This is a genomic window from Aquirufa beregesia (assembly GCF_011090385.1).
Taxonomy (GTDB): domain Bacteria; phylum Bacteroidota; class Bacteroidia; order Cytophagales; family Spirosomataceae; genus Aquirufa; species Aquirufa beregesia.
Window position 1 is genome coordinate 301,239 of record NZ_SEWW01000001.1, and the last position, 24,451, is coordinate 325,689.

The 24,451-nt window shown below is 36.7% G+C and carries 23 protein-coding genes and 1 tRNA gene; 7 read left to right on the forward strand and 17 right to left on the reverse strand.

The features are described from left to right. Positions 1 to 43: 43 nt before the first annotated feature. Together EWU23_RS01260 and nspC are read left to right on the forward strand one after the other, a co-directional pair. Complete coding sequence (locus EWU23_RS01260; protein WP_166228019.1) at positions 44 to 1,258, forward strand: saccharopine dehydrogenase family protein; 1,215 nt, start codon at positions 44 to 46, stop codon at positions 1,256 to 1,258. Continuing rightward, entirely contained in the window at positions 1,248 to 2,396 is a 1,149-nt protein-coding gene (gene nspC, locus EWU23_RS01265) for a carboxynorspermidine decarboxylase (protein WP_205753047.1), read from the forward strand. Before EWU23_RS01260 ends, nspC begins: the two co-directional genes overlap by 11 nt. Before the next feature lie 123 nt (positions 2,397 to 2,519). Here nspC and fic read toward each other — a convergent pair whose 3' ends face one another. The 13 genes from fic to EWU23_RS01330 all read right to left on the reverse strand — a co-directional run bounded on the left by fic (position 2,520) and on the right by EWU23_RS01330 (position 15,124). Then, positions 2,520 to 3,401 carry a protein adenylyltransferase Fic gene (fic, locus tag EWU23_RS14315; protein ID WP_166228024.1) on the reverse strand — a complete coding sequence of 294 codons (882 nt, stop codon included), beginning with the start codon at positions 3,399 to 3,401 and terminating at the stop codon, positions 2,520 to 2,522. Between the two features lie 168 nt (positions 3,402 to 3,569). After that, a complete protein-coding gene (locus EWU23_RS01275; RefSeq protein ID WP_166228026.1) occupies positions 3,570 to 4,148 on the reverse strand; it encodes an HNH endonuclease in 579 nt (192 codons plus the stop codon). Positions 4,149 to 4,451: 303 nt separating this feature from the next. Continuing rightward, positions 4,452 to 4,525: transfer RNA gene (locus EWU23_RS01280), tRNA-Ala, on the reverse strand. Between the two features lie 49 nt (positions 4,526 to 4,574). Continuing rightward, the gene (locus EWU23_RS01285) at positions 4,575 to 5,096 is read right to left on the reverse strand and encodes a hypothetical protein (RefSeq protein WP_166228028.1); all 522 of its coding nucleotides are present in this window, start codon (positions 5,094 to 5,096) and stop codon (positions 4,575 to 4,577) included. A 4-nt stretch (positions 5,097 to 5,100) separates the two neighbouring features. Continuing rightward, positions 5,101 to 6,150 (reverse strand): histidinol-phosphate transaminase, encoded by a 1,050-nt coding sequence (gene hisC / locus EWU23_RS01290; RefSeq protein WP_166228030.1) that lies wholly within the window; start codon positions 6,148 to 6,150, stop codon positions 5,101 to 5,103. After that, positions 6,147 to 7,418 (reverse strand): histidinol dehydrogenase, encoded by a 1,272-nt coding sequence (hisD, locus tag EWU23_RS01295; protein ID WP_166228032.1) that lies wholly within the window; start codon positions 7,416 to 7,418, stop codon positions 6,147 to 6,149. The genes hisC and hisD overlap by 4 nt, the downstream gene beginning before the upstream one ends. A 1-nt stretch (position 7,419) precedes the next feature. After that, on the reverse strand, positions 7,420 to 8,283 hold the full coding sequence (gene hisG / locus EWU23_RS01300) for an ATP phosphoribosyltransferase (protein WP_166228034.1): 864 nt from the start codon (positions 8,281 to 8,283) through the stop codon (positions 7,420 to 7,422). Positions 8,284 to 8,344: 61 nt separating this feature from the next. Further along, entirely contained in the window at positions 8,345 to 9,949 is a 1,605-nt protein-coding gene (locus tag EWU23_RS01305) for a 2-oxo acid dehydrogenase subunit E2 (RefSeq protein ID WP_166228036.1), read from the reverse strand. Positions 9,950 to 10,021: 72 nt separating this feature from the next. Beyond that, entirely contained in the window at positions 10,022 to 11,809 is a 1,788-nt protein-coding gene (gene lepA, locus EWU23_RS01310; RefSeq protein ID WP_166228038.1) for a translation elongation factor 4, read from the reverse strand. Positions 11,810 to 12,011: 202 nt separating this feature from the next. Further along, on the reverse strand, positions 12,012 to 13,307 hold the full coding sequence (locus EWU23_RS01315) for an aminopeptidase P N-terminal domain-containing protein (RefSeq protein WP_166228040.1): 1,296 nt from the start codon (positions 13,305 to 13,307) through the stop codon (positions 12,012 to 12,014). Between the two features lie 4 nt (positions 13,308 to 13,311). Continuing rightward, on the reverse strand, positions 13,312 to 14,076 hold the full coding sequence (locus EWU23_RS01320; RefSeq protein ID WP_166228042.1) for a class I SAM-dependent methyltransferase: 765 nt from the start codon (positions 14,074 to 14,076) through the stop codon (positions 13,312 to 13,314). Between the two features lie 61 nt (positions 14,077 to 14,137). Next, positions 14,138 to 14,893: a 3-keto-disaccharide hydrolase gene (locus EWU23_RS01325; protein ID WP_166228044.1), complete on the reverse strand. Its 756-nt coding sequence runs from the start codon at positions 14,891 to 14,893 to the stop codon at positions 14,138 to 14,140. Positions 14,894 to 14,980: 87 nt separating this feature from the next. Beyond that, a complete protein-coding gene (locus EWU23_RS01330) occupies positions 14,981 to 15,124 on the reverse strand; it encodes a hypothetical protein (protein WP_166228046.1) in 144 nt (47 codons plus the stop codon). Positions 15,125 to 15,213: 89 nt separating this feature from the next. Here EWU23_RS01330 and hisS point away from each other — a divergent pair, with 89 nt between their 5' ends. Continuing rightward, positions 15,214 to 16,572: a histidine--tRNA ligase gene (hisS, locus tag EWU23_RS01335; RefSeq protein WP_166228048.1), complete on the forward strand. Its 1,359-nt coding sequence runs from the start codon at positions 15,214 to 15,216 to the stop codon at positions 16,570 to 16,572. Between the two features lie 49 nt (positions 16,573 to 16,621). Here the strand turns inward: hisS and pgi are convergent, their stop codons facing one another. From pgi to EWU23_RS01350, 3 genes are read right to left on the reverse strand one after another with little or no spacing between them, the layout of a single operon-like run. Then, positions 16,622 to 18,268, reverse strand: a complete 1,647-nt coding sequence (gene pgi, locus EWU23_RS01340) for a glucose-6-phosphate isomerase (protein WP_166228050.1) — start codon at positions 18,266 to 18,268, stop codon at positions 16,622 to 16,624. Positions 18,269 to 18,272: 4 nt separating this feature from the next. Then, positions 18,273 to 19,037 carry a glycoside hydrolase family 25 protein gene (locus EWU23_RS01345; protein ID WP_166228052.1) on the reverse strand — a complete coding sequence of 255 codons (765 nt, stop codon included), beginning with the start codon at positions 19,035 to 19,037 and terminating at the stop codon, positions 18,273 to 18,275. 34 nt (positions 19,038 to 19,071) lie between these two features. Further along, positions 19,072 to 19,707, reverse strand: coding sequence for a peroxiredoxin (locus EWU23_RS01350; RefSeq protein ID WP_166228054.1), 636 nt, complete (start codon positions 19,705 to 19,707; stop codon positions 19,072 to 19,074). Between the two features lie 407 nt (positions 19,708 to 20,114). Here EWU23_RS01350 and EWU23_RS01355 point away from each other — a divergent pair, with 407 nt between their 5' ends. Together EWU23_RS01355 and sufB are read left to right on the forward strand one after the other, a co-directional pair. Then, positions 20,115 to 20,579 (forward strand): Lrp/AsnC ligand binding domain-containing protein, encoded by a 465-nt coding sequence (locus EWU23_RS01355; RefSeq protein ID WP_109322930.1) that lies wholly within the window; start codon positions 20,115 to 20,117, stop codon positions 20,577 to 20,579. 81 nt (positions 20,580 to 20,660) lie between these two features. Then, a complete protein-coding gene (sufB, locus tag EWU23_RS01360) occupies positions 20,661 to 22,109 on the forward strand; it encodes a Fe-S cluster assembly protein SufB (protein ID WP_166228056.1) in 1,449 nt (482 codons plus the stop codon). Between the two features lies 1 nt (position 22,110). On the opposite strand, the gene EWU23_RS01365 is transcribed toward sufB, so the two are convergent. Then, positions 22,111 to 22,980 carry a 1-aminocyclopropane-1-carboxylate deaminase/D-cysteine desulfhydrase gene (locus EWU23_RS01365; RefSeq protein ID WP_166228058.1) on the reverse strand — a complete coding sequence of 290 codons (870 nt, stop codon included), beginning with the start codon at positions 22,978 to 22,980 and terminating at the stop codon, positions 22,111 to 22,113. Between EWU23_RS01365 and EWU23_RS01370 the strand changes: the two genes are divergently transcribed. Next, positions 22,973 to 24,016, forward strand: a complete 1,044-nt coding sequence (locus tag EWU23_RS01370) for an RluA family pseudouridine synthase (RefSeq protein WP_166228060.1) — start codon at positions 22,973 to 22,975, stop codon at positions 24,014 to 24,016. The two genes, EWU23_RS01365 and EWU23_RS01370, sit on opposite strands and share 8 nt — an antisense overlap. Continuing rightward, positions 23,997 to 24,449, forward strand: coding sequence for a GNAT family N-acetyltransferase (locus tag EWU23_RS01375; protein ID WP_166228062.1), 453 nt, complete (start codon positions 23,997 to 23,999; stop codon positions 24,447 to 24,449). The genes EWU23_RS01370 and EWU23_RS01375 overlap by 20 nt, the downstream gene beginning before the upstream one ends. The last annotated feature ends 2 nt before the right edge of the window (positions 24,450 to 24,451 follow it).

Genomic DNA, 24,451 nt, shown 5'->3' on the forward strand with positions numbered 1-24,451 from the left:
AAGCTTCTCTTGATGTATTTTTGCATTCTTTTTAAATAAAACTATGTCGAAAAAGGTAATTGTAATCGGTGCAGGTGGAGTTGGAAATGTGGTGGCGAAGAAATGCGCTATGAATCCCCAGGTCTTTTCAGAAGTTGTTTTGGCTTCTAGAACTTTATCAAAATGTGATGCCATTGCAAAAGAGGCTCAAGAAATTGGACTTCCCATTGCTATTAAAACCCGTCAAGTCGATGCTGATTCTGTTCCAGAACTAGTCGATTTATTTACGGAAGAAAAACCATTTATGGTGATCAATGTGGCGTTACCATATCAAGATTTAACCATCATGGATGCCTGTTTAGCAACGGGTGTTCATTATTTAGATACAGCCAACTATGAACCAAAAGATGAAGCCAAATTTGAATATTCATGGCAATGGGCTTATCAAGAAAGATTTAAAGAGGCGGGTTTAATGGCCTTGTTGGGTTGTGGATTTGACCCGGGTGTTACTGGTGTATATACTGCATATGCCAATAAACATTACTTTGATGAAATGCATTATTTGGATATCATTGATTGTAACGCTGGTGATCATGGTAAGGCATTCGCTACCAATTTTAACCCAGAAATTAATATTCGTGAAATTACGCAAAAAGGTAAGTATTGGGAAAATGGCCAGTGGGTAGAGATTGATGCCATGTCCATTCACAAGCCTATTGAATATCCTAATATTGGACCAAAGGAGTCTTATCTTTTATTTCATGAAGAGTTAGAGTCTCTAACGAAAAACTTCCCCACGTTAAAGCGTGCCCGTTTTTGGATGACATTTGGTCAGGCTTATTTAACTCATTTAGAGGTACTGCAAAATGTAGGTATGACCTCCATTCGGCCAATTAAATTCAATGGAATGGATATTGTGCCATTGGAGTTTTTAAAAGCTGTTTTACCAGAACCAGGTACATTAGGTGAAAATTATTCAGGTCAAACTTCCATTGGATGTCAGATTAAGGGTGTCAAAGATGGCCAGGATGTAACTTATTATGTGTACAACAACTGTCATCATGCAGCATGTTATAAAGAGGTTCAGGCGCAAGGTGTTAGTTATACAACCGGTGTTCCTGCCATGATTGGAGCAAGTTTAATGATTCAAGGGGATTGGATGAAGGCGGGAGTATATAACGTGGAAGAATTTAATCCAGATCCTTTTATGGAGAAGTTACAAATTCACGGCTTACCTTGGCATGAATTGCACAATATCACTCTACCGCATGAGTATTAGGCCTCACGAAGTTTATCCTTCCATACCCTCTCCTTGTTTTGTCTTGGAAGAGAATTTATTGCTGAATAATCTTCGACTTTTACAAAGAGTCCAGCAAGAAGCAGGCATTGAAATTATTTGTGCTCTCAAAGGTTTTTCTTTTTACCATGAATTTCCTTTGGTGAGAAAGTATTTGGCGGGGGCTACAGCTAGTTCCTTGCATGAAGCACGCTTGGCATTTGAAGAAATGCAGGTAAAATGCCATGTGTATTCGCCTGCCTATTTAGAAAAAGAGTTTGAAGAATTGGCTTCTTATACTAGCCACTTGTCATTCAATTCATTCAATCAATATCAGCAATTTTATCAAAGAGCGGCACAAAAAGGGATTTCCTGTGGTATTCGTATCAATCCGGAATATGCTGAGGTTGAAACAGATATGTATAATCCATGTGTTCCCGGATCTAGATTGGGTATTCGTCGGTCTGATATAGGAGAATTTCTACCTGAAGGTATCAAAGGTTTGCATTCACATACATTGTGTGAAAATGATTCCTATGTTTTAGAGCGGACCTTGGCAGTTATCGATGAGAAATTTGGCGATTTGTTGCCCCAAGTCAAATGGTTAAATCTTGGTGGTGGGCATTTGATTACACGTGCAGATTACCATGTCGAACATCTAATCCAAGTATTGACAAGCTTTAAAGCCAAATATCCTCATTTAGCTATCATCTTAGAACCAGGTTCAGCGGTGGGTTGGCAAACGGGATTTTTAAAATCCAAGGTGTTGGACATTGTTCATTCAGCCGGAATTGATGTGGCTATATTGGATGTATCTTTTGCAGCTCACATGCCTGATACTTTAGAAATGCCTTATAAACCTAGAATTCGTTTTGCGGATTCAGAACCTGTAGCTGGAAAACCCACGTATCGTTTTGGAGGTATGACTTGTCTTGCAGGAGATTATTATGGTGATTATTCTTTTGAGGAGCCTTTACAAATAGGGGATGAGATTATTTTAGAAGATATGATTCATTATACCATGGTCAAAACAACAACCTTTAATGGGGTTAATTTACCTAGTATAGGGAAGCTAGATTCGAATCAAAACTTTATTCTATTTAAGAATTTTGGGTATGAATCTTTTAAAGATAGATTGTAAGTTTAGTATAGAGGTAGTTTTGTCAAATTTTCAAAATTTGACAAAACTTAGGTTTTACATGACCCTACGGAATATGTAGAACAGTGAGAGTTGTGTTCTGTCCCCTTTTTTGTCGTTTTTTCATTAGTCATTTTCTTCGTAGTAATATGAGTAGTCAATCCCTTTCATAAACATTTCGCGGTCGTTTATTTTGATGGTGAGCACTTTTTCCAAAAGTGTTTTTAGAACACTACTTTTGATTGGACTTAGTATCATTGCATTCATGTACTCTCGCTTACTTATTTTACTCCAATCAACGCATTTTTTGAGGCGTTTTTTTAGTATCAAATCCAACCATATTCTGGTGCTTCTCCCATTACCTTCCATAAAAGGGTGTGCAATGTTCATTTCTACATATTTGTTTACGATTTCGTCCAATGTAGTTTCGGGCATCGCTTCTATTTGTTTTAATGTGTCGCCTAAAAAGCGCGATACGGCAAATTGAAAATCCCCTTTTGAAATATTTTTTTGTCTGATTTGTCCCGCAAAATCATACAATCCGCCAAACAAATAAGCGTGTATTTGTTGCAAACCTTTGGTTGAACCAACTTCTATGCTGTTGATAAAAGTACTTTCAAACAATGCATACGCTTTTGTTTTGCTTTTTCCGTCTATGCTTTCAGCGCTGTATGTAAACCATTCAATAAATCGGTTTGCCTTTTTGCCCGGAAATTCTTTGCCTAAGGCAATAATGCCAGTGTAATCCAACATATCGGCTAAACGCATTTTACCATCTGGTGCAAGGAATTTCAAGTGGGTAGTGTCACTAACCACTTGACTGTTTTCTTTCTTCAACTTCGCTTTAAGATATTTCCAATAGTTGCGAGTTTTGGCGTAGTCGTCTTGGTCGGTAAGCAAAGCTACAATATCCAACACACTAAACCACCACTTGGCGTTTTGCTCGTCCCAAACAGCTCGCACTTCGCGGTCGTCAAAAAAACGTATGGATATTTTTGTATTACTCATAATTTAAATGTTACCTATACTGTCACTTTAAAATTATTTATCTAAAGGTATGATAAATAATTATATCTTGTGGTTGCTGTACGCTGTGTTACAATGCCCTCAACGGCAGTATATTAAAGGTTATGTTAGCATGGTTCCTATGGTTTGGCTTGCAGCCACCACGAAAACTTAGCTGTTATAGGGAGTTTTATTCTTATATATGTTTAGAGTCATTTCGTTAGGTTTTGGGAAATTTGTTGGTAAAAGGTCAATTCTAAATGGAAGTTCCATATCTTTTAATTCGTCAATTAGTTTGTCTAAAAGTCCGTTTTCATTGCAGTAGTTAAAAGTCAGTTTTAAATATCGTCTGATAATCATTAATGGTAAAAACTGTCCCCGAAAAGCCATCCATTCCATTAAGTCTTTTTTCCCTTTTGAACTGTTACAAGTCCGACAAGCAAAAATTAAGTTTTCTGCATCGTCCTTGCCACCAAGTTTTTGCGGAAAAATATGGTCTAATGCTAACTTATCTATCGAACCGCAATAATTACAAATTTGTCCTGTTTGCAATTTGATTTTTTCATCGTCAAAAATTGTCCGCATATTCATTGTTCCGTCTTTTAGTCCTTTGAATAATTTGGCTCTAATCATAAAGTTAAACATCTCATATTTTTCTTGTTTTTTGTCAATGGCTGTATGTGCCATAGCTAAGTTTGCATATGAGTAGTAAATTAAATGTCTAACAGTTTCAATTTTTTGTTTCGCCATTGTTCGCTATTGTCGCTTGTTTTGTTGTCGTTCTAAAATGCCCGCATAAATTATCGAATGAAAACTGATGTTTGGGGTGCTTTGAGTACTTACACTCTTTTTTGGATGGTATAACCTCTTTCAAAGCCTCCTCGTTTTATTTCTTTTAATCTTATGTTGTGCGTTCGTGCTATACTGTTTATATAGCTATTCTACATGACCCTGCGGAACATGTAGAACAGCTGGGTCTATATTTCAGAACAAAAAAAAGTAGAACCAAGAACCGAATTTACATTCGACATTCTTCATTCTACATTTCACCAGTGGAGAAGATCGGGCTCGAACCGACGACCTCTTGCATGCCATGCAAGCGCTCTAGCCAACTGAGCTACATCCCCGTTTATGGATTGCAAATGTCATGATTTTTCAGTGAAATTGCAATATCAATTAGAAATTAACCCGAACCCCAATTCCCCCTTGAACGTGAAAAAAGAAAGGGTTAGGTGCAATCTCATTGTAAAAACCTATTTCCCCAAAAAAGGATAAATTGGGCGCATCAATCGGATAAAACTCTATTCCACCTACAGCCGCTGCTCCAAATCCTCCATTGTTAGTCGGTGTCGTACTGCCTTTGGCATATAAATCTCTCGAGGTATACTGAGGACCAAATCCATAATAGGTATGTATATCTGAATTAACCAAGGTAGGATGATGCCATAGATACAAAGCATTCATTGTAAAACCAATGTTCTTGAATGTACCATCTTTATAATTCCTGTCGGTTCCCCACAAGCCACCATAGGCTCCAATATTTACTTCAACAGCATTGATGCCATTACTCAAATATTTCCGCGCCATGAATCCCCCAGGTTCACCAATTCTAAAACCTGAGGCCCATTCTTGAATTTGCCCATAAGCAATAGAGGAAAGACAAGTAAATAACAGAATGAATAGGCTCTTTTTAATCATATAGTTAAGAATAAAATTCTTGCATCTTTTGAACTAGTACTTGGTTTTCCTCGGGTAAACCAACAGTAATTCGAATGGAGCTTTCACATAAAGCCACATTAGATCGATTTCTAGTAATGACTTGTTGAGAAATTAAATAATCAAATAATTCTTGCGCCTTTTCCATTTTCACTAATATAAAATTAGCGTGAGAAGGAAAGATACGAATCACTTGAGGCATAGCTTCCAACTTTGAAATTAACGTATTTTTTGCATGATTTATTTGTTGAATCGAATTAAATAAAAATTCTCTATTTCTTAAAGCCTTTAAGACTAATGCTTGAGTCGCTCCACCTATATTATAAGGAGGCTTAATTTTATTTAAAATTTGAATGATTTGAGGATGAGCAAAAGCCATTCCCAAACGTAATGACGCCAATCCATATGCCTTTGAAAGCGTTTGCATGACGATTACATTCGGAAATGTATTTAATTCATGTAGGAAACTTGGCTCATCTGAGAAATCAATATATGCCTCATCAATAATCACAAAACCCTGCTGAAATTTCTCAATGATTGAATAAATGTCGGTTCGATTTATTTTATTTCCAGTCGGATTATTTGGGGAACAAATAAAGATTATCCGAGTGTCCTCTTGAACAGATGCTAATATGTGAGAAACGTTTAGTTGATAATCCTTAGTTAGTGGTACAGATATGATATTGACATTGTTGATCGAAGCACTCACTTCATACATACCATAAGTGGGTGGGCATAAAATAATGGAATTGGCTGCCCCTGCACAGGTCATGCGGATAATTAAGTCAATGGCTTCATCTGATCCATTTCCTATAAAGATTTGATCTACAGGAACCTTTTTAATATTGGCAAGTTCTTCCTTGATTTCCCATTGCATTGGATCAGGATAACGATTCCAATTTTCTGAAAGGGGAGAACCCAAGGGATTTTCATTTGCATCTAAAAATATTCCTTCTTTACCTTTAAATTCATCTCTAGCCGAGGAATAAGGTTTCAAATTCCAAATATGTGGTAAAATGATGGATTGATAATTCATGAACGTGTAGTTAATCGAATCGCCACAGCATTGGCATGTGCTTGCAAAGATTCAGCCTCTGCCATTTCAATGATACTTTGACCTAATACTTCTAAACCAGCCTGACTGATACTTTGAAGCGTAATTTTTTTCTGAAAACTTGCCAAATTAACCCCTGAATAAGCTTTCGCGAATCCATTCGTAGGCAATGTATGATTAGTGCCTGAGGCATAATCTCCAGCAGCTTCTGGCGTGAAATTACCTAAAAAGATAGATCCTGCATTCACAATGTGATCAGCAAATTCTTCAGGATGTTCACAGGCTAATATCAAGTGCTCAGCGGCATATTCATTCAATAAATGAATCGCTTCTTGTCTGTTTTTTACCAAAATTGCTTTTGAATGAGTCAAAGCTTGCAAGGCTAAATCCTTCCTTTCCAATACTTGGACTTGCTTTTCCAGTTCTAGCTGTGTTTTTTCAATAAAAGACTCTTCTAAAGCTACTAAAAAGACTTGAGAGTCAACTCCATGTTCAGCTTGAGATAATAAATCAGCAGCCACATAAGAAGGGTTGGCATGTGCGTCTGCATATATAGCTACTTCTGAAGGACCCGCCGGCATATCAATAGCAATTCCTTTGTGATTCGCATACATTTTAGCTGCAGTAACGTATTGATTACCTGGACCAAATATTTTAAAAACCTTAGGTATTGATTCCGTTCCTAAAGCCATAGCAGCCACTGCTTGTGCTCCACCCACTTTAGCCATCTTAGTTACACCACACAATTGCGCTGTATAGAATATGGCCGGATGCATGGCTGGAGTGCATAATACGATTTCTCGACAACCTGCAATTTTTGCCGGAATGGCTAACATCAATATCGTGGAGAATAAGGGCGCAGTTCCTCCAGGGATATAGATGCCCACTTTTTCTATTGGACTTGCCTTTTGCCAACAAATTACACCAGGACTTGTTTCTATTTTTTGAGGTATAAACTGCTGCGATTCATGAAAGGTAAGAATGTTGGCGTAGGCTTGTTGGATGGCTTTTTTAAGTGAATCAGGAACTTGATTAGCTAATTCACTGATTTCATCTTGACTATACAAAATTTCTTGGATCTCCCTTTTTTCAAATTTTAAGGTAAAATCTCTTAAGGCTTGATCTTGTTGTGTTTCAACTTGAGCGAATATTCCTTCAATGATTTGGTCCAAAGATTGGGCATCTAAGCTTGGTCTTTGACAAATTTGAGCAAAGGAGTCAACCGTTGGATATTTAATAAAAGGAATCATACTAAAGTATCATTTTCTCTATTGGCAACACTAAAATTCCTTGAGCACCTGCTTCGCGTAAGGACTCAATAATTTCCCAAAAATCATTCTCAGAAATAACAGAATGTAAAGAATACCAGCCTTTTTCTGCTAATGGAACACGAGAAGGTGATTTCATACCTGGTAAAAGAGCCATGATTTTATCTAAATTCTTTTCTTCCGCATTTAAAACGACGTATTTGGCATTTTGACCTCTTTGTACGGAATCTATACGGAAAGTAAGCTTGTCTAAGATACTTCTCTTTTCAGCGGTTAAGGATTTATTAGAAATCAATACAGCCTGACTTTTAAATACCTCAGCTACTTCTTTTAACCCATTACTTAGTAGTGTTCCACCAGTAGAAACAATATCACAAATTCCTTCCGCTAGACCAATGCTTGGAGCAATTTCTACAGAACCTGAAATCTCATGTGTATGCGCAGTAACACCTTGCGATGTTAAAAAGGTATTGGTCAAGTTAGGGTAGGAGGTTGCTATATTTTTTCCCTCAAAATAACTTAAATCGGTATATACCTCATTTCTTGGGATAGCTAAAGATAATCTGCATTTAGAAAATCCTAATTCTTTGACAATCTCAACGTCCTTACGATTTTCTTCTAATACGTTCAGACCAATGACTCCTAAATCTGCCACACCATCTTCTACATATCCTGGAATATCGTCGTCGCGTAGAAATAAAAACTCTATAGGGAAATTGCTAGATATCGAGCGCAACTTAGATCCGCCTGATTCAAACTTAATTCCACATTCTTTAAATAATTTCAATGAATCGTCACTTAATCTTCCTGATTTCTGTACAGCGATTCGGATGTTGGTATTGCTCATATTCGTATTTTTCCTAAAATAGACAAGCCCCGAAATTTTCGAGGCTTGCCATTATTAATGTTTAAATAAACATCTTAATGGGATCCTCAAGATACTGTTTTAATGTTAGTAAAAACGCTGCACCTGTTGCTCCATCTACCACGCGATGGTCGCAAGTCAAGGTTAGTTTCATGATATTAGTTGCATAGAATTGACCATTCTTAACACCAACCGTCTCTTTGATACCGCCTACTGCCAAAATACACGATTCTGGAGAGTTGATGATTGATGTGAATTGGTCGATTCCAAACATACCTAAGTTGCTGACGGTAAATGTATTACCTTCCCAATCTTTTGGTTGCAATTGTTTGTTTTTTGCTTTTCCACCTAATTCCTTCGCCTCAGCGGAGATTTGTGCAATCGACTTTTCACTAGCAAAACGAATCACTGGAACTAATAAACCATCTTCCACAGCTACCGCCATACCGATGTGTACATGTTTATTTACGCGAATTCTATCTTCCATCCAATAAGAATTAACTTTAGGATGTTTAACCAGAGATAATGCTACCGCTTTGATCACCATGTCATTGAATGAAATTTTGACTGGCAATACTTCATTCATACTAACACGCGCTCCCATGGCTTTGTCCATGTTGATTTCCATGGTTAAATAAAACTCAGGAGCACTGAATTTAGACTCAGACAAACGACGAGCGATTGTCTTACGCATTTGACTGTTTGGAATATCTTCGAAACTTTCTTCTCCCGAAATAAAGTTGCCAGTGGCTCCTCCCGCATTGGGTTTATAGTTTTCAACATCGGATTTGGTAATTCTACCTCCGTCACCTGTTCCTTGTAACCAATTGAGGTTAATATTCTTTTCTTTAGCTAAAGCTTTAGCTAGAGGAGATGCTTTGATAATTCCTCCTTTAGAATCTGCTTGAATACCAGAAGGAGATGCTTTTACTTCCGATGCTTTGGGAGCTTCCTTTACAGGTGCTGATGCAGCTACTGCCACAGGAGCAGGTGCTGGAGCTGCTGGAGCCGAAGCTTGTTGTAATAGGGGTTGAAAATCGGTTCCTGGCTCACCCACAATCATAATGATTCCGTCTACAATAACACCTTCACCTTCTTTGGCTCCGATGTATAAAATGGTACCATCTTCATAATTTTCTAATTCCATGGTAGCCTTGTCGGTTTCTACCTCAGCAATGATATCACCAGATTTAACCACATCACCTACTTGCTTCAACCACTTGGCAATGACACCTTCTACCATGGTATCACTCATCTTAGGCATTCTTACTGCTTTCGCTGGAATTGAACTTAAATCTACTGTTGGTGCAACAGGAGCAGCAGCTACTGGCGCAGCTGTAGGTGCTCTTGCTTCCACAGCGGCTGCTGGAGCTGCTGGTGCACCAGCTAATAAACTAGAATAATCTTCTCCTGGAGTACCAACGATGGCTATAATTCCATCTACGGGTACAGCTTCACCAACTTTAACTCCAATATATAATAATGTTCCATCCTCATAATTCTCCAATTCCATCGTTGCTTTGTCGGTTTCCACCTCAGCTATGATATCACCAGACTTGATTACATCACCCTCTTTCTTTAGCCAATTTGCGATTACACCTTCAATCATGGTGTCGCTCATCTTGGGCATTCTAATTACTTCAGCCATTATCTTATTTTTAAAAATTCAAAATTAAGCTTTAGAAGCCTGTTTCGAAAACTATTATGTAAAAATATTTGATTAATCTAATTTTAAAACTGCCATAAATGCTTCTTGAGGTATTTCTACATTACCCACTTGACGCATTCTCTTTTTTCCTTTTTTCTGTTTCTCTAACAACTTTCTTTTACGAGAAATATCACCTCCATAACATTTTGCTAAAACGTCTTTTCTTAAGGCTTTTACCGTCTCACGAGCAATAATTTTTTGACCAATTGCTGCTTGAATAGCTATTTCAAATTGCTGCCTAGGCAATAATTCACGCAATTTCTCACATAAACGCTTTCCCCAATCATAGGCTTTGTCCCGGTGCACAATGGCCGACAAAGCATCTACTTTTTCCCCGTTCAGCATGATATCTAATTTAACCAAGTAACCAGGCTCATATCCTTTATATTCATAATCCAAAGATGCATAACCTCGAGAAATGGTTTTTAAACGATCAAAAAAGTCAAATACTACTTCGGACAAAGGCATGTCAAAAGTAAGTTCTACTCGGTCTGTGGTTAAATAAATTTGATTAGTTAAGATACCCCGTTTATCCATACACAAGCTCATTATGATACCAGTGTATTCTGATTTGGTGATAATTTGAGCTTTAATGTAAGGTTCTTCAATAATGTTGATCAAATTGGGTTCAGGTAAATCACTAGGAGCTGATACCCATAATTCTTCATTGGCAGTGGTTAATACCTTGAACTTTACCGAAGGCACAGTGGTAATAACAGTCATGTCAAATTCACGCTCTAAGCGTTCTTGTACAATTTCCATGTGCAACATACCCAAGAAACCACAACGAAACCCAAAGCCCAAAGCCATGGAAGTCTCAGGTTCCCACACTAGCGAAGCGTCATTTAATTGCAACTTCTCCATGGCGTCTCTCAAATCCTCAAATTCAGATGTTTCTACTGGATAAATACCAGCAAATACCATGGGTTTTACTTCTTCAAAACCTTGAATAGCCAATTTACATGGATTAGCCACATGAGTAATTGTGTCACCTACTTTAACTTCTTTTGCTTCTTTGATACCTGAAATCAAATAGCCCACATCCCCCGTTTTAATAATAGACTTCGGTTCTTGTTCTAATCCTAAGATACCAATTTCATCAGCAAAATACTCTTTACCCGTATTCATGAATTTAACGCGATCTCCTTTACGAATCTCCCCATTGTAAACACGGAATATAACTTCAATTCCACGATAGGAATTGAATGTAGAATCAAAAATGAGAGCTTGTAATGGCTCTTCTGGATTGCCTTTAGGAGCAGGGATGCGAGTTACTACTGCATCCAAAATATCTTGAATACCTATACCTTCTTTTCCAGAAGCATGAATGATATCTTCTTTTTTGCAGCCAATTAAATCAATGATTTGATCCGAAACCTCTTCTGGCATAGCGCCTGGCAAGTCTATTTTATTCAAGACTGGAATAATTTCCAAATCATGATTGATAGCCAAATATAAATTTGAAATGGTTTGTGCTTCAATACCTTGGGAAGCATCTACAATTAATAGAGCACCTTCACAAGCAGCAATGGAACGTGATACTTCATAGGAGAAATCGACGTGGCCAGGTGTATCAATTAAGTTAAACGTATAAATCTCCCCATCTTTGGGATATTGCATTTGAATGGCATGAGATTTAATCGTAATTCCACGCTCTCTTTCCAAATCCATATCATCCAAAAGCTGATTCATCATATCTCGCTTTTGGACTGTATTCGTGAATTCAATTAATCGATCGGCCAAGGTACTTTTTCCGTGATCAATATGGGCGATGATGCAAAAATTACGAAGGTTCTTCATTTATGTTAACATATGTTTTACCCCAGATGCAGAAAAGATGTATTTAATCCTTGGCTCAGGGCAATTGGAATTAGTCTTTGCAACTACATTCCATCTATTTAAAATCAATTTTAGGAAAGCATATTTCCATCTTACAAATATAGCTAAGACGAAGCTGGCAATCCACATACTAAGCTATTTATTAGCGTATTTGACCTAATATTTAATTCCTCGATTGCATGATGGATTCAATTTCGTCCCATTCAATGGGAATATGTTTCATCAAGTTGTCTGTACCATTCTCCGTGATTAACAAGTTGTTTTCCAGTCGAATACCTAATCCTTCTTCTCGGATATAAATTCCTGGTTCACAGGTTAAAACCATTCCAGCTTCAAAAGGTTTGTATTTATCCCAAACATCATGTACATCTAAACCCAAGTGATGAGCCACTCCATGCATGAAATATTTTTTGAATAAAGGGGCATTTTTGTCTTGCTTCTCCACATCTCCTCTTGAAAATAGACCTAAATCGATCAATTTTCCCTCCATATAACGCTCTACTTCTTTTTGATAATCTACCCAATAGATCGATGGACGCATCAGTTGACTCGCAAAATTTAATACGTCATAAACTGCCCAATAAACCTGCTTTTGTCTTGAGCTAAACTTCCCATTTACTGGTATAGTTCTGGTCATATCGGCATTGTAATTGCCATATGCCGCACCTGCGTCCAACAAAATAACATCACCATCCTGGCAAACTTCTTTATTCTCAATATAATGTAACACACAGGCGTTGGCACCTGAAGCAATGATTGGAGTATAGGCAAAACCATCTCCTTTTAATCGAATAAACTCGTGGATAAATTCCGCTTCAATTTCATATTCTGTCACTCCCGGTTGAGTGAATTGTAAGACTCTTCTAAAAGCGGATTCAGTTATATCAATAGCCTTCTGCATGGCCTTAATTTCATCCTTTTCCTTTTTCATACGAATGGTGTTCGTAATAGGAGCAAGGCGCTTATAGATATGTGTTGGATATTTTGCTTGCAAAGATTTAGTAAAACGAGCATTTTGTGTTTCCACAGTAGAGCTATTACGAATATGCTCGTTGTCTATCAAATATATATTTTCAGCCGTATATATTAATGTTTGTAAAATAGACTCAAATTGCTGCGTCCATTGGATGTTTTTAATACCCGAAATCCCTTTCGCTTCTTCTTTGGTGAACTTGTGACCTTCCCAGATGGAAATTAATTCAGACGTTTCTCTAACAAAAGCAATTTCTTTTAAATGCTCTTCGGGTGCATCTGGATATAATAAAAGTATCGTTTCCTCTTGATCTAGGCCAGATAAATACAATAAATCTGAATTTTGTTTAAAGCCCATGCTACCATCAGCATTGGTTGGCATGATATCATTGGAGTAAATTAACACAATGGAATTAGGTGCTAATTGCTGCACTAGTTTTTGACGGTTGTTGATGTACAGCTGCGCTGGAAGTGTTTCGTATCTCATGATGTTATTTACGACATAGATATATTATTTCACCCAAGGGTAAGGCCATTTTTTTACTTTCCTCTATTCCAATTTTTTCAATCATATTGATGGGGCTCACCTGAAAACCGGACTTTTCTAATTGGATACCATAGTCACGACCATAAATTCGTAGATGATCATCTTGTAAAAAGTGAATTTCTCTTTCTTTAGGATCGGTGATACTAGCATCTTCGTAGGTAGTAGCTAAATCCAATCTTTGTGGACTTTGGCATAAAGCAAACCCATCGGGTTTTAAAACTCGACGTATCTCTTGCATACAACGAACATCATCACGCACATGTTCTAATACGTGATTACAAAACACTACATCAAAGCTATTATCTTCAAATGGAATGTCATGTAAATCCATTTTAACCTTAGCGAGAGGTGATTCGATATCCGCGGTAATGTAATTGTCACCCAATAACTTCTCAAATCGGTCAATGAAACAATACTCCGGTGCAATGTGTAATAATTTGGGCTGACTCTGGAAAAAACTTGTTTCCTTCTGCAAGAATAGATACATCAAACGATGTCTTTCCAAACTTAAGCATGATGGACAAAGCGCATTTTCTCTAGGATGCAATCTGCCATAAGGTAAAAATTTAGAAAAATTCTCTTGGCAAATAGGGCAGTGGACTTTATTTCCTTTTAAGAATATACGATAAGCTTTCAACAATTGATGAGCTACCAATTGAATGTATTTTCTAGGAATATGACGTAAAATCCAACTAATTAGGTATTTCATAAGATAAAAAAAGGGAAGGTGTTTTCTAAGAAAAACCTTCCCTAAAATAATGAATTAAATATTACATTTCACGAATCCAGATGTTACGGAAACTTACTGGATTTCCATGATCTTGCAAGCTGATAGGTCCTGCACCATGAACTGGATTTTTAGGCTGACCTATGTACTCTGTTGTACCTTGGATCTTAGTATGATGTTGAACCACTACACCATTGTGTATCAAGGTTACATAGGCAGGAGTATCAATTCCGCCATTTATCGTGAATTTGGGTGCCGTATAAATAATGTCGTAGGTATTCCATTCACCCATAGGTGAAGTAGCATTGACTAATGGTGGCGTTTGTTTATAAATACTTCCTGCCTGACCATTACGGTAACTTCTATTTTGGTAGGAGTTCAATACCTGTACCTCATACATTCCCTGCATGAAAATACCGCTATTTCCTTTACCTTGACTTTTTAATGTTTCAGGTTCAATAGGAGAGCGCCACTCAATATGCAATTGGTAATTGGTGAATTTTTGTTTGGTGGAAATATTACCAGCTCCTTTTACAACCGTCATAGCTCCATCTTCGACTTTCCATTTAGCTGGACTGCCATCTTTGACAGTTTCCCAATTGTCTAAATTTTTACCATCAAATAAAATAATGGCATCAGAAGGGGTTTTAGCAGGACTAACTACACGGATCTCTGGATCCCAAAATTCAGTTTTGTCAGGTTTAGTTGGATTCTCTTCAACGAATCGGTGGTCTTGTGCTTGTAAGCTGAATACACCAGCTGCTAATATAGCGGTGCAAATGAAAGTAATTTTTTTCATGAATAATGGATTTAGAAAATCAAATTACAGCAATTTTTGGATAAAAAAAAACCGGTGAATACCGGTTTCTCTTTACTGAAATAATGCTTATTTAGCGAAACTTGCTTTGATTTCTTCTACATCTACCAATTTGATTATTGGTCTCTGCTTTAAAATTCTGATAGCAGATACTTTATTATTCGCTACTGCGTGATTTCTTCTGTCTTTACGTTTTAGTCTAGTTACGGCCATGTCTTGATAAATTTGGTGTGCAAAAATACGAAATATCGTTTATTAATCAAATAATAAGCCCCGATTAATTAAATTTGTTTTTTGAAATTATGCAAAAGCCCAGTAACGCAAGAGGTACAAGAGATTTTGGTCCTAAAGAAATGGCCAAAAGAAATTATGTTTTCAACATCATTAGAAGGCATTTTGAGCAATTTGGTTTTCAAGCCATTGAAACTCCAGCCATTGAGAATTTATCTACTTTGACAGGTAAATACGGTGATGAAGGAGATCAATTATTGTTTAAAATTCTTAATTCTGGAGATTATCTCTCCAAATTAACAGAACAAGATTTCCAAGAAGGAAGCAAGAAGTTTACGTATAAAGTCAGTGAAAAAGGTTTACGTTATGACTTAACAGTGCCTTTTGCACGTTTTGTTTCCATGAATCGCAATGATTTGGCTTTCCCATTTAGGCGTTATCAAATCCAACCCGTTTGGAGAGCGGATAGGCCACAAAAAGGTCGGTATAGAGAATTTTATCAATGTGATGCCGATATCATCGGTTCTAATTCATTATTGAATGAAGCGGAATTAATTACCTTATTTCAGGCAATTTTTAATTCATTAAATTTAAAAGCTAACCTCGTTATCAATTCACGAAAGGTCTTAGCAGGAGTTGTGGATGTCTTAGGCATGAATCATCATTTTGTTGATTTTGCAGTAGCCATCGATAAATTAGATAAAATTGGCTGGGAGGCAGTTGCTAAAGAATTAGTTGAAAAAGGATTTACTGATGATCAATGTGATGTCTTAGCTGATTTGATTGTATTTGAAGGGAATAATTTAGCGAAAATAGATAAGCTGACCTCTTTTTTTAATGGTAATACACAAGGATTAGCAGGCTTAAAAGAAATTGAAGATGTATTAAGGTTTATTCAACAAAATGGATTTGTTAATACCAATATCCTATTTGATTATCGACTTGCCCGCGGTTTAAGTTATTATACGGGTCTAATTTTTGAAGGAAAGGCTTTAGATATACCTTTTGGCTCAATTGCTGGGGGTGGTAGATATGATAACCTGACTACGGATTTTGGTCTACCTAATATGTCAGGTGTCGGATTATCCTTTGGAATCGAACGCATGATCGATGTGATGGATGCCTTGAATCTTTTCCCTGAAATTCCATTTAGTGGTTCTAAGGTATTGTTTGCCTATTTTGATGAGGCAGGTCAAACACAAGCTTTTCAATATGTGAACGAACTGCGTAAACAAGGAATTCCATCTGAAATTTACCCTGAAGTAGCCAAAATCAAGAAGCCATTTGAATTTGCGGATAAAAAGAAGATTCCTTTTGTGGCTGTTTTAGGTGAACAGGAATTAGTTCAGAATAAAATTAACCTGAAAAATATGCTTAGTGGTGAGCAAGAATTACTTAGTCTGCAAGAACTTATTCAGAAAATCAAATAAAAAATGGCTAGTTGAAAGACTAGCCATTTTCATTGATACACCTGAGTAATTATCTCCAAGCCTTAAACTGGTTAATCAATCCATTGGTGGAACTATCATGGCTTTGAATTTTCTCTTCATTTTCTAATTCGGGTAAAATGGAATTAGCTAATTGCTTCCCTAATTCTACTCCCCATTGATCATAGCTGAAAATATTCCAAATAACCCCTTGAACAAAGATTTTGTGTTCATACATGGCAATTAATGCGCCTAATGTAGCAGGGTTAATTTCTTTTGCCAATATGGAATTGGTAGGTTTATTACCTTCAAAAACTTTAAATGGAGCAAGTTTGTTTATTGCTGATTCATCTAATCCAGCTTTACTTAATTCTGTTTTTACCACTTCCAACGATTTTCCATTCATCAATGCTTCTGTTTGAGCAAAGAAATTGGACATCAATAATGTATGGTGATTACCAATTGGATTATGCGTTTTAGCAGGTGCTATAAAATCAGCAGGAATCATTTGCGTGCCCTGATGAATCAATTGATAAAAGGCATGTTGACCGTTGGTTCCAGGTTCTCCCCAAATAACAGGACCTGTCGCATAATCAACTCGCTTTCCTGTTCTATCCACAGTTTTACCATTGGATTCCATATCTCCTTGTTGGAAATAGGCCGCAAATCGATGCATGTACTGGTCATAAGGTAAAATAGCATGCGTAGGAGCATCCCAAAAATTTACATACCAGATTCCTAAAAGAGCTAAAATGACAGGTGCATTAGCTTCTAAAGGTGTGCTAGCTAAGTGTAAATCCATTTCATGTGCTCCTGATAAAAGCGATTCAAAGTTGTCGTAACCTATGGATAAACAAATAGACAAACCAATGGCAGACCAAAGGGAATATCTTCCACCAACCCAATCCCAAAATGCAAACATATTCGCAGAATCAATACCGAATTTTTCAACTTGGGTTTTATTTGTTGATAAGGCAACAAAATGTTTAGAAACTGCTGCTTCATCTTTAGCTGTTTTCAAGAACCAATCCCTCGTCGTAAAAGCATTTGCCATGGTTTCTTGAGTAGTGAATGTTTTAGAAGCAATTAAAAATAAAGTAGTTTCCGGATTTACTTTTTTCAACGTTTCAGCAATATGTGTACCGTCCACATTACTTACAAAATGAACATTCAAATGCGTTTTGTATGGCTTTAAAGCTTCTGTAACCATCACGGGACCTAGGTCTGATCCACCAATTCCTATATTAACTACATCGGTGATGCTTTTATTCGTATATCCTTTCCAAGCCCCAGAAATCACTTGTTCTGTGAATTCCTTCATATGAGCTCTTACTTGGTGTATTTCAGTATTAATATCAACTCCTTGTAATAATTGAACTTGTCCTTTGGGCATTCTTAAAGCAGTATGTAATACAGCTCTTCCCTCTGTTTGATTGATTGGATCACCCGATAATTGAGATTGAATGGCCGATTCTATTTGACATTCTTTAGCTAATTCTATTAAATGCTGGAATGTTTCGGCATCGATGATGTTTTTAGAATAATCGATGAATATATCCTGAAAGAATAAACTATATTTTTTTTGTCTTTCACTATCAGCTTGAAAAAGAGTTGTAATAGAACTAGATTCTAAGCGCTTTTTGTCTGTTAATAGCTTTTGGTAGGCAGTGGTTTGGGTAAAATTAATCGTGGATAGCATGTTTTTATTTGATTAGCATGGAAGCAAATTCTGAATGATCTCCCAAAAATACATTATAATCCCAAGATTTGGAATTTCCTTGGAGCTTCCCTTGTTTGCTGTATTGCCAAAAACGTAGATTATCCGCATCTACGATGGTATTGGATTCATAGCTGGCTAACCACAATGGGAAATCAGTAAACTCCTCATTATTAAATAAATCAGCGTACATACGTGTGTTGGTATATAAGATAGGTTTTGTATGATAGTGTTCAGTCAAATAATCCAAAAAAGCTTTAATATCTTTTCGGATTTTTTGATGACTGACCCTGTTTGTTACTTCGATATCACAAACAGGAGGGAGGTCGCCTTCTTGCAGTTTTACCATGTTACAAAAGTTTTTGGCTTGTTCAATAGGGTCCCTGGTAGGAATATAAAAATGATATGCCCCGGCTATTAATCCTTTTTGTTTGGCTTTATGCCAATTAACCTGAAAATTGGGATCTTGTAAACTGCGTCCTTCTGTAGCCTTAATAAATACAAATTTTAAAGAAACTGTATCAAAAATTTCTAATTCACTGAGGTGATTCCAAGGGACAATTCCATTATGATGAGAAACATCAATACCGTGAATGAGGTGCTTTTGCGGGACTTCTATTTGAATGGCATCACTATAGGAAAATTGATGCCCTTCCTCACCTGTAAGGGAGCTTATATATGAAAAAAGAATCCAGCAAAAGCTAAGTACTGTAATGATACTAACAATAAGCTGGATTCTTTTTTTCTTCAATTTTTTTGGTTGGAATAACCAAATTTACAAAATCTTATAGATTTGGCTGTGGTGTTTTTCTCAAATAAGGCTTAACCGTTGTAAATCCTTTAGGGAATTTAGTAAGCGCCTCCTCATTTGATACAGCAGGAGTGATGATAACATCTTCTCCATTTACCCAGTCGGCCGGAGTTGCTACTTGATAGTTTGCTGTTAATTGCAAAGAATCAATGACACGTAAAATTTCAGTGAAATTTCTACCAGTTGATGCCGGATAAGTTAATGTCAATTTGATTTTTTTATCAGGCCCAATAATAAATACAGAACGAACTGTAGCTTTTTCAGAAGCATTTGGGTGGATCATATCATATAGTAATGCCACTTTTTTCTCTGGATCAGCGATAATCGGGAAGTTAACCTGTACATGGTTTACTTCTTCAATATCTGGAACCCACTTGTTGTGAGAATCCAAACTATCTACCGAAATAGCAATAGCCTTGACACCTCTTTTGCTAAACTCTCCATTCAATAAAGCTGTTTTTCCTAATTCAGTTGTACATACGGGAGTAAAGTCAGCTGGGTGACTAAAAAATAATACCCATGAATTTTCAATCCATTCGTGAAAATTAATAGGTCCTTGGGTTGTTTCAGCGCTGAAATCTGGCGCTATATCTCCTAATCTTAATGACATAATAATAGGTGTTTAAGGTGAGTTATCTACCAAATTTATAGACTATTTGTCAAATAAAAAAGCAATCCTAAAATAGAATTGCTTTTAACATTACACTTCATCAACAAACTAAAAACCAAATAATAAAAATGCTGTAGGAGAAGGATTCGAACCTCCAAGGTGCGGTTAGCCATATCGCAGAACTGATTTAGTGGTCAACCCATTACGCTACGTTTATCCCGAACTCACCACCCCCGAGACAGGAGGGCACGTCTGCCAATTTCATCACCCTACAGTGAAATAATATTTACCTTTGTAACTATTATAGGACAAAATTAGAAATCATTTTTAATTTTTCAAAATTATTTAAAGAAAATCTAATTTTTTTGAGTAATTTTTAAAAATAATATCAATTTGTTGAAAATATTATGGATAAAAAATTTGACCTAGACCCTTTAGACTATAAAATTTTAGAAATTTTAGTTAGTGATTCTAACTTGCCATATACTGAAATTGGCCAGCGTTTAGACGTTTCAGGAGGGACTGTGCACGTTAGAATGAAAAAAATGGAAGCATTGGGCATTGTTAAGGGAGCTCAGCTCTTAATTGATTATTCTAAAATTGGTTGGGATATAACCGCATTTTTAGGAATATATTTGGATAAGAGTTCCTTGTACGAAGATGTAGCCAAACAATTGGAAAAGATACCTGAAGTGGTCAATATTCACTATACCACTGGAATTTACTCCATTTTTGCCAAAATTATTTGTCGAGATACTCAGCATTTACGAGAAGTACTTCATGATAAAATTCAACGGGTGACAGGTATTCAACGAACGGAGACTTTTATCTCTTTGGAAGAAAGTTTAATTAGAAATACACCTTTATTTTAGGTTATTTAGAATAGTTCTAATTAAATGCTTACAAAACTAAATTTTGCTTTGTAATTTTGTATCTCTATAGAAACAAAGGTCATGGCAGAAAAGGTAGATGATATTTTACAGGAAGTAACCACTTCCGATTACAAATACGGTTTTGAATCTCATTTTGATACTGATGAGGCGCCTATTGGTTTAGATGAAACCACCATTCGTTTTATTTCAGATAAAAAGAATGAGCCTGAATGGATGTTTGAATGGCGTTTAGCTGCATTTCGTTATTGGAAAACTCTTCAAGAGCCTACTTGGGCTAATGTGTCTTATAAACCAACAGATTATCAATCTTTAAAGTATTATTCCGCACCTAAGCCTAAAAAGCAATTGAATTCTTTGGATGAAATTGATCCAGAACTTCGTAGAACTTTTGAGAAATTGGGGATTTCATTGGATGAACAAAAGCGCTTATCCAATGTAGCCGTAGATGCGGTTATCGATTCAGTTTCGGTAGCTACGACCTTTAAGGAGACATTAGCTGAAAAAGGTATCATATTTTGTTCGATTTCGGAAGCTGTTAGAGAGCATCCAGAGTTAATTAAAAAATATTTGGGGAGCGTAGTACCAGTTAAAGACAATTACTTTGCAGCCCTTAATGCTGCCGTTTTTTCAGATGGCTCTTTCTGTTATATACCCAAAGGTGTTCGTTGCCCTATGGAGCTTTCGACCTATTTCCGTATTAATGCGTCCGGTACTGGTCAGTTTGAGCGTACGTTAATTATAGCTGATGAAGATTCCTATGTAAGCTATTTAGAAGGTTGTACCGCACCTATGCGTGATGAAAATCAATTGCATGCGGCTGTGGTAGAAATTTTTGTTCATGCTGGTGCAGAAGTGAAATATTCAACGGTCCAAAACTGGTATCCAGGAGATAAAGAGGGTAAAGGTGGAATTTATAATTTTGTTACTAAACGAGGAATATGCGATGGAGCTCATTCCAAATTATCTTGGACCCAAGTAGAAACGGGTTCTGCAGTCACTTGGAAATACCCTTCTGTTATCCTAAAAGGGGATTATTCCATTGGAGAATTTTATTCAGTAGCTGTAACCAATAATCATCAGCAAGCTGATACGGGTACAAAGATGATTCACTTAGGCAAACATTCTAAATCAAGAATTGTATCAAAAGGTATTTCTGCGGGTGTTTCTCAAAATTCATATCGTGGACTAGTGCAAGTGGCCAAACGAGCGGATTCGGCTAAGAATTATTCTCAGTGCGATTCATTACTTCTAGGTGATCGCTGCGGAGCGCATACATTCCCCTATTTAGAGGTTAAAAACAATACGGCTTCGGTAGAACATGAAGCTACTACTTCTAAAATTGGTGAGGATCAAATCTTTTATTGTAACCAAAGGGGATTATCTACTGAAACAGCCATTGCTTTAATCGTAAATGGTTATGCCAAAGAGGTGTTAAATCAGCTACCCATGGAGTTTGCCGTTGAAGCTCAGAAATTATTGGCAATTTCACTGGAAGGATCAGTAGGATAAACTATTTAATACCTCCCGTGTGTATACATACTAAAGTACTTCCTGCCGGGAAGTACTTTTTTTTGAGTAAATCATACACTCCATACATCATTTTACCTGTGTAGGTAGGTTCAATCTCAATATGATGCTGCTGTTTAAATTTTTCACAAAAGTTCATTAATTCGGGCGGTCGGGAAGCATATTTGCCAAATAAGTAATCCTTTGCTAGATATAGCTTGGTAAGCTCTAATTGAAGCTCATGCAAATGTTTTTCAATTTCCTTTTCATTGTTCAAACATAGCACGCCAAGCGTATTGACCTTGGAATATTTTGCTAAACCTAGTATGGTAGTTCCTGTTCCAACGGCACTAATTAGAAAATCAGGTTGAATGCCTTGCTGAATTTCGTCTACCAAAGCTTTCATACCATCAATTCCATGTGAAGAATAACCTCCTTCTGGGATTATCCAATAATCTTCTGAATTAATTTGATTTGGAACTTCCTTTTTACGGTAATAACCTCGGTCAACAAAGTATAATTCCATTCCCATGGCTTCCATTTGACTTAAATATGCATTACTCTTTGTCGTTAATTCTTCTCCTCTTACGATTCCAATTGAAGGTATTTGTAGTAGATTAGCTACATAAGCCAATGCGTACAAATGGTTAGAATAAGCACCTCCAAAACTAATAATTCCCTTTTTGGGATTATCTTGGGCGATACGGATATATTCCTTTAATTTGCGCCACTTATTGCCAGAAACGGTGGGATGAATCAGATCATCTCGCTTGAAAAATAGTCGTATGTTTTGTTCTTTCCAAAGAGGATCAAACAATTCATCGATTGGTGAAGGTAGTTGTAAATAGTTTTTTTCAAAAGCAGATATGTCCATAGATAATGAAATAGATCCCATTGAGAGTGAAGATGATTTGTTTGAACATTTCAATTTCACGGTGGACAAAGGTCAACAATTACTTAGAATAGATAAATACCTACTTCTAAAAATTTCCAATGCTACTCGTTCCAAAATTCAATCAGGAATAGAAGCTGGTTCGGTTAAGGTAAACGGCGCCAATATAAAGTCAAATTACAAGGTTAAGCCATTAGATGAGATAGTAGTATCTTTTTCGCATCCACCCCGTGATAAAGATGTAGTAGCTGAAAATATCCCAATAGATATCATTTACGAAGATGAAGAGCTTATTTTAGTGAATAAACCTTCTGGTATGGTGGTGCATCCAGCTCATGGTAATTGGGAAGGCACGTTGGTGAATGCCTTATTGTACCATTGCCAACATTTACCTGGTAAAGGAGATATTCGACCAGGTTTGGTCCATCGAATAGATAAGGATACTTCGGGAATATTGGTCGTAGCCAAATCTGAATTTTCGTTAAATCATTTGGCAAGGCAGTTTTTTGACCATACCATTGACCGAACCTATTATGCGATTTGTTGGGGTGTCCCTAAAGAAAGTAAAGCCACACTACGTGGAAAAATAGATCGTAGTCCACGGGACAGAAAAGTGATGATGATGTTTCCTGAGGAAGCTGAACACGGAAAATTAGCCATTACACATTATGAAGTGATGGAATCATTTGTCTTTTGTTCTTTAGTCCGATTTAATCTAGAAACAGGTCGAACACATCAAATCAGAGCTCATGCAGCATCCATTGGACATCCGTTGTTATCCGATGCAGCTTATGGGGGTGATAAAATTCGTTATATGAGTTCTATTGCCAATTTTAAAACCTTTGCTGCCAATTTAATGAAATTGTGTCCACGGCAGGCTTTGCACGCTTTTTCTTTGGGTTTTGATCATCCTAAAGCCAACGAACGTATTTATTTTGAACAGGATTTTCCTGAAGACATGCGGGAAGTTTTATATCGATTAAGAGAAGTTACTAATCATGGAGCAAATAGAAATTAGAAAAGCGGGAATAGAGGATGTTCCATCCATTTTTGGCTTAGTAAAAGAATTAGCTTTATTTGAAAAGGCAACCAATGAAGTAAGTTCGAGTTTGGAAGATTTCATTCAACATGGATTTGGAGAAAATCCCATTTTTTCAGCTAACCTCATTTATTATCAAGGAAATTTGGCCGGTTTTTCACTCTGGTATTTTCGTTTTTCCACCTGGAAAGGAAAACGATTTTATTTGGAAGATCTATTCATTAAAGAAGAATATCGTTCCCTAGGTTTGGGTAAACTGCTGTTAGATGAAGCTGTCAAAGAAGCTAAGCATACACATTGTACAGGTATGATGTGGCAAGTACTTGATTGGAATGAATCAGCTATTCAATTTTACAGTAAATACAGTGTCAAATTTGACACAGGTTGGCTAAATGTACATCTGGACATATAATC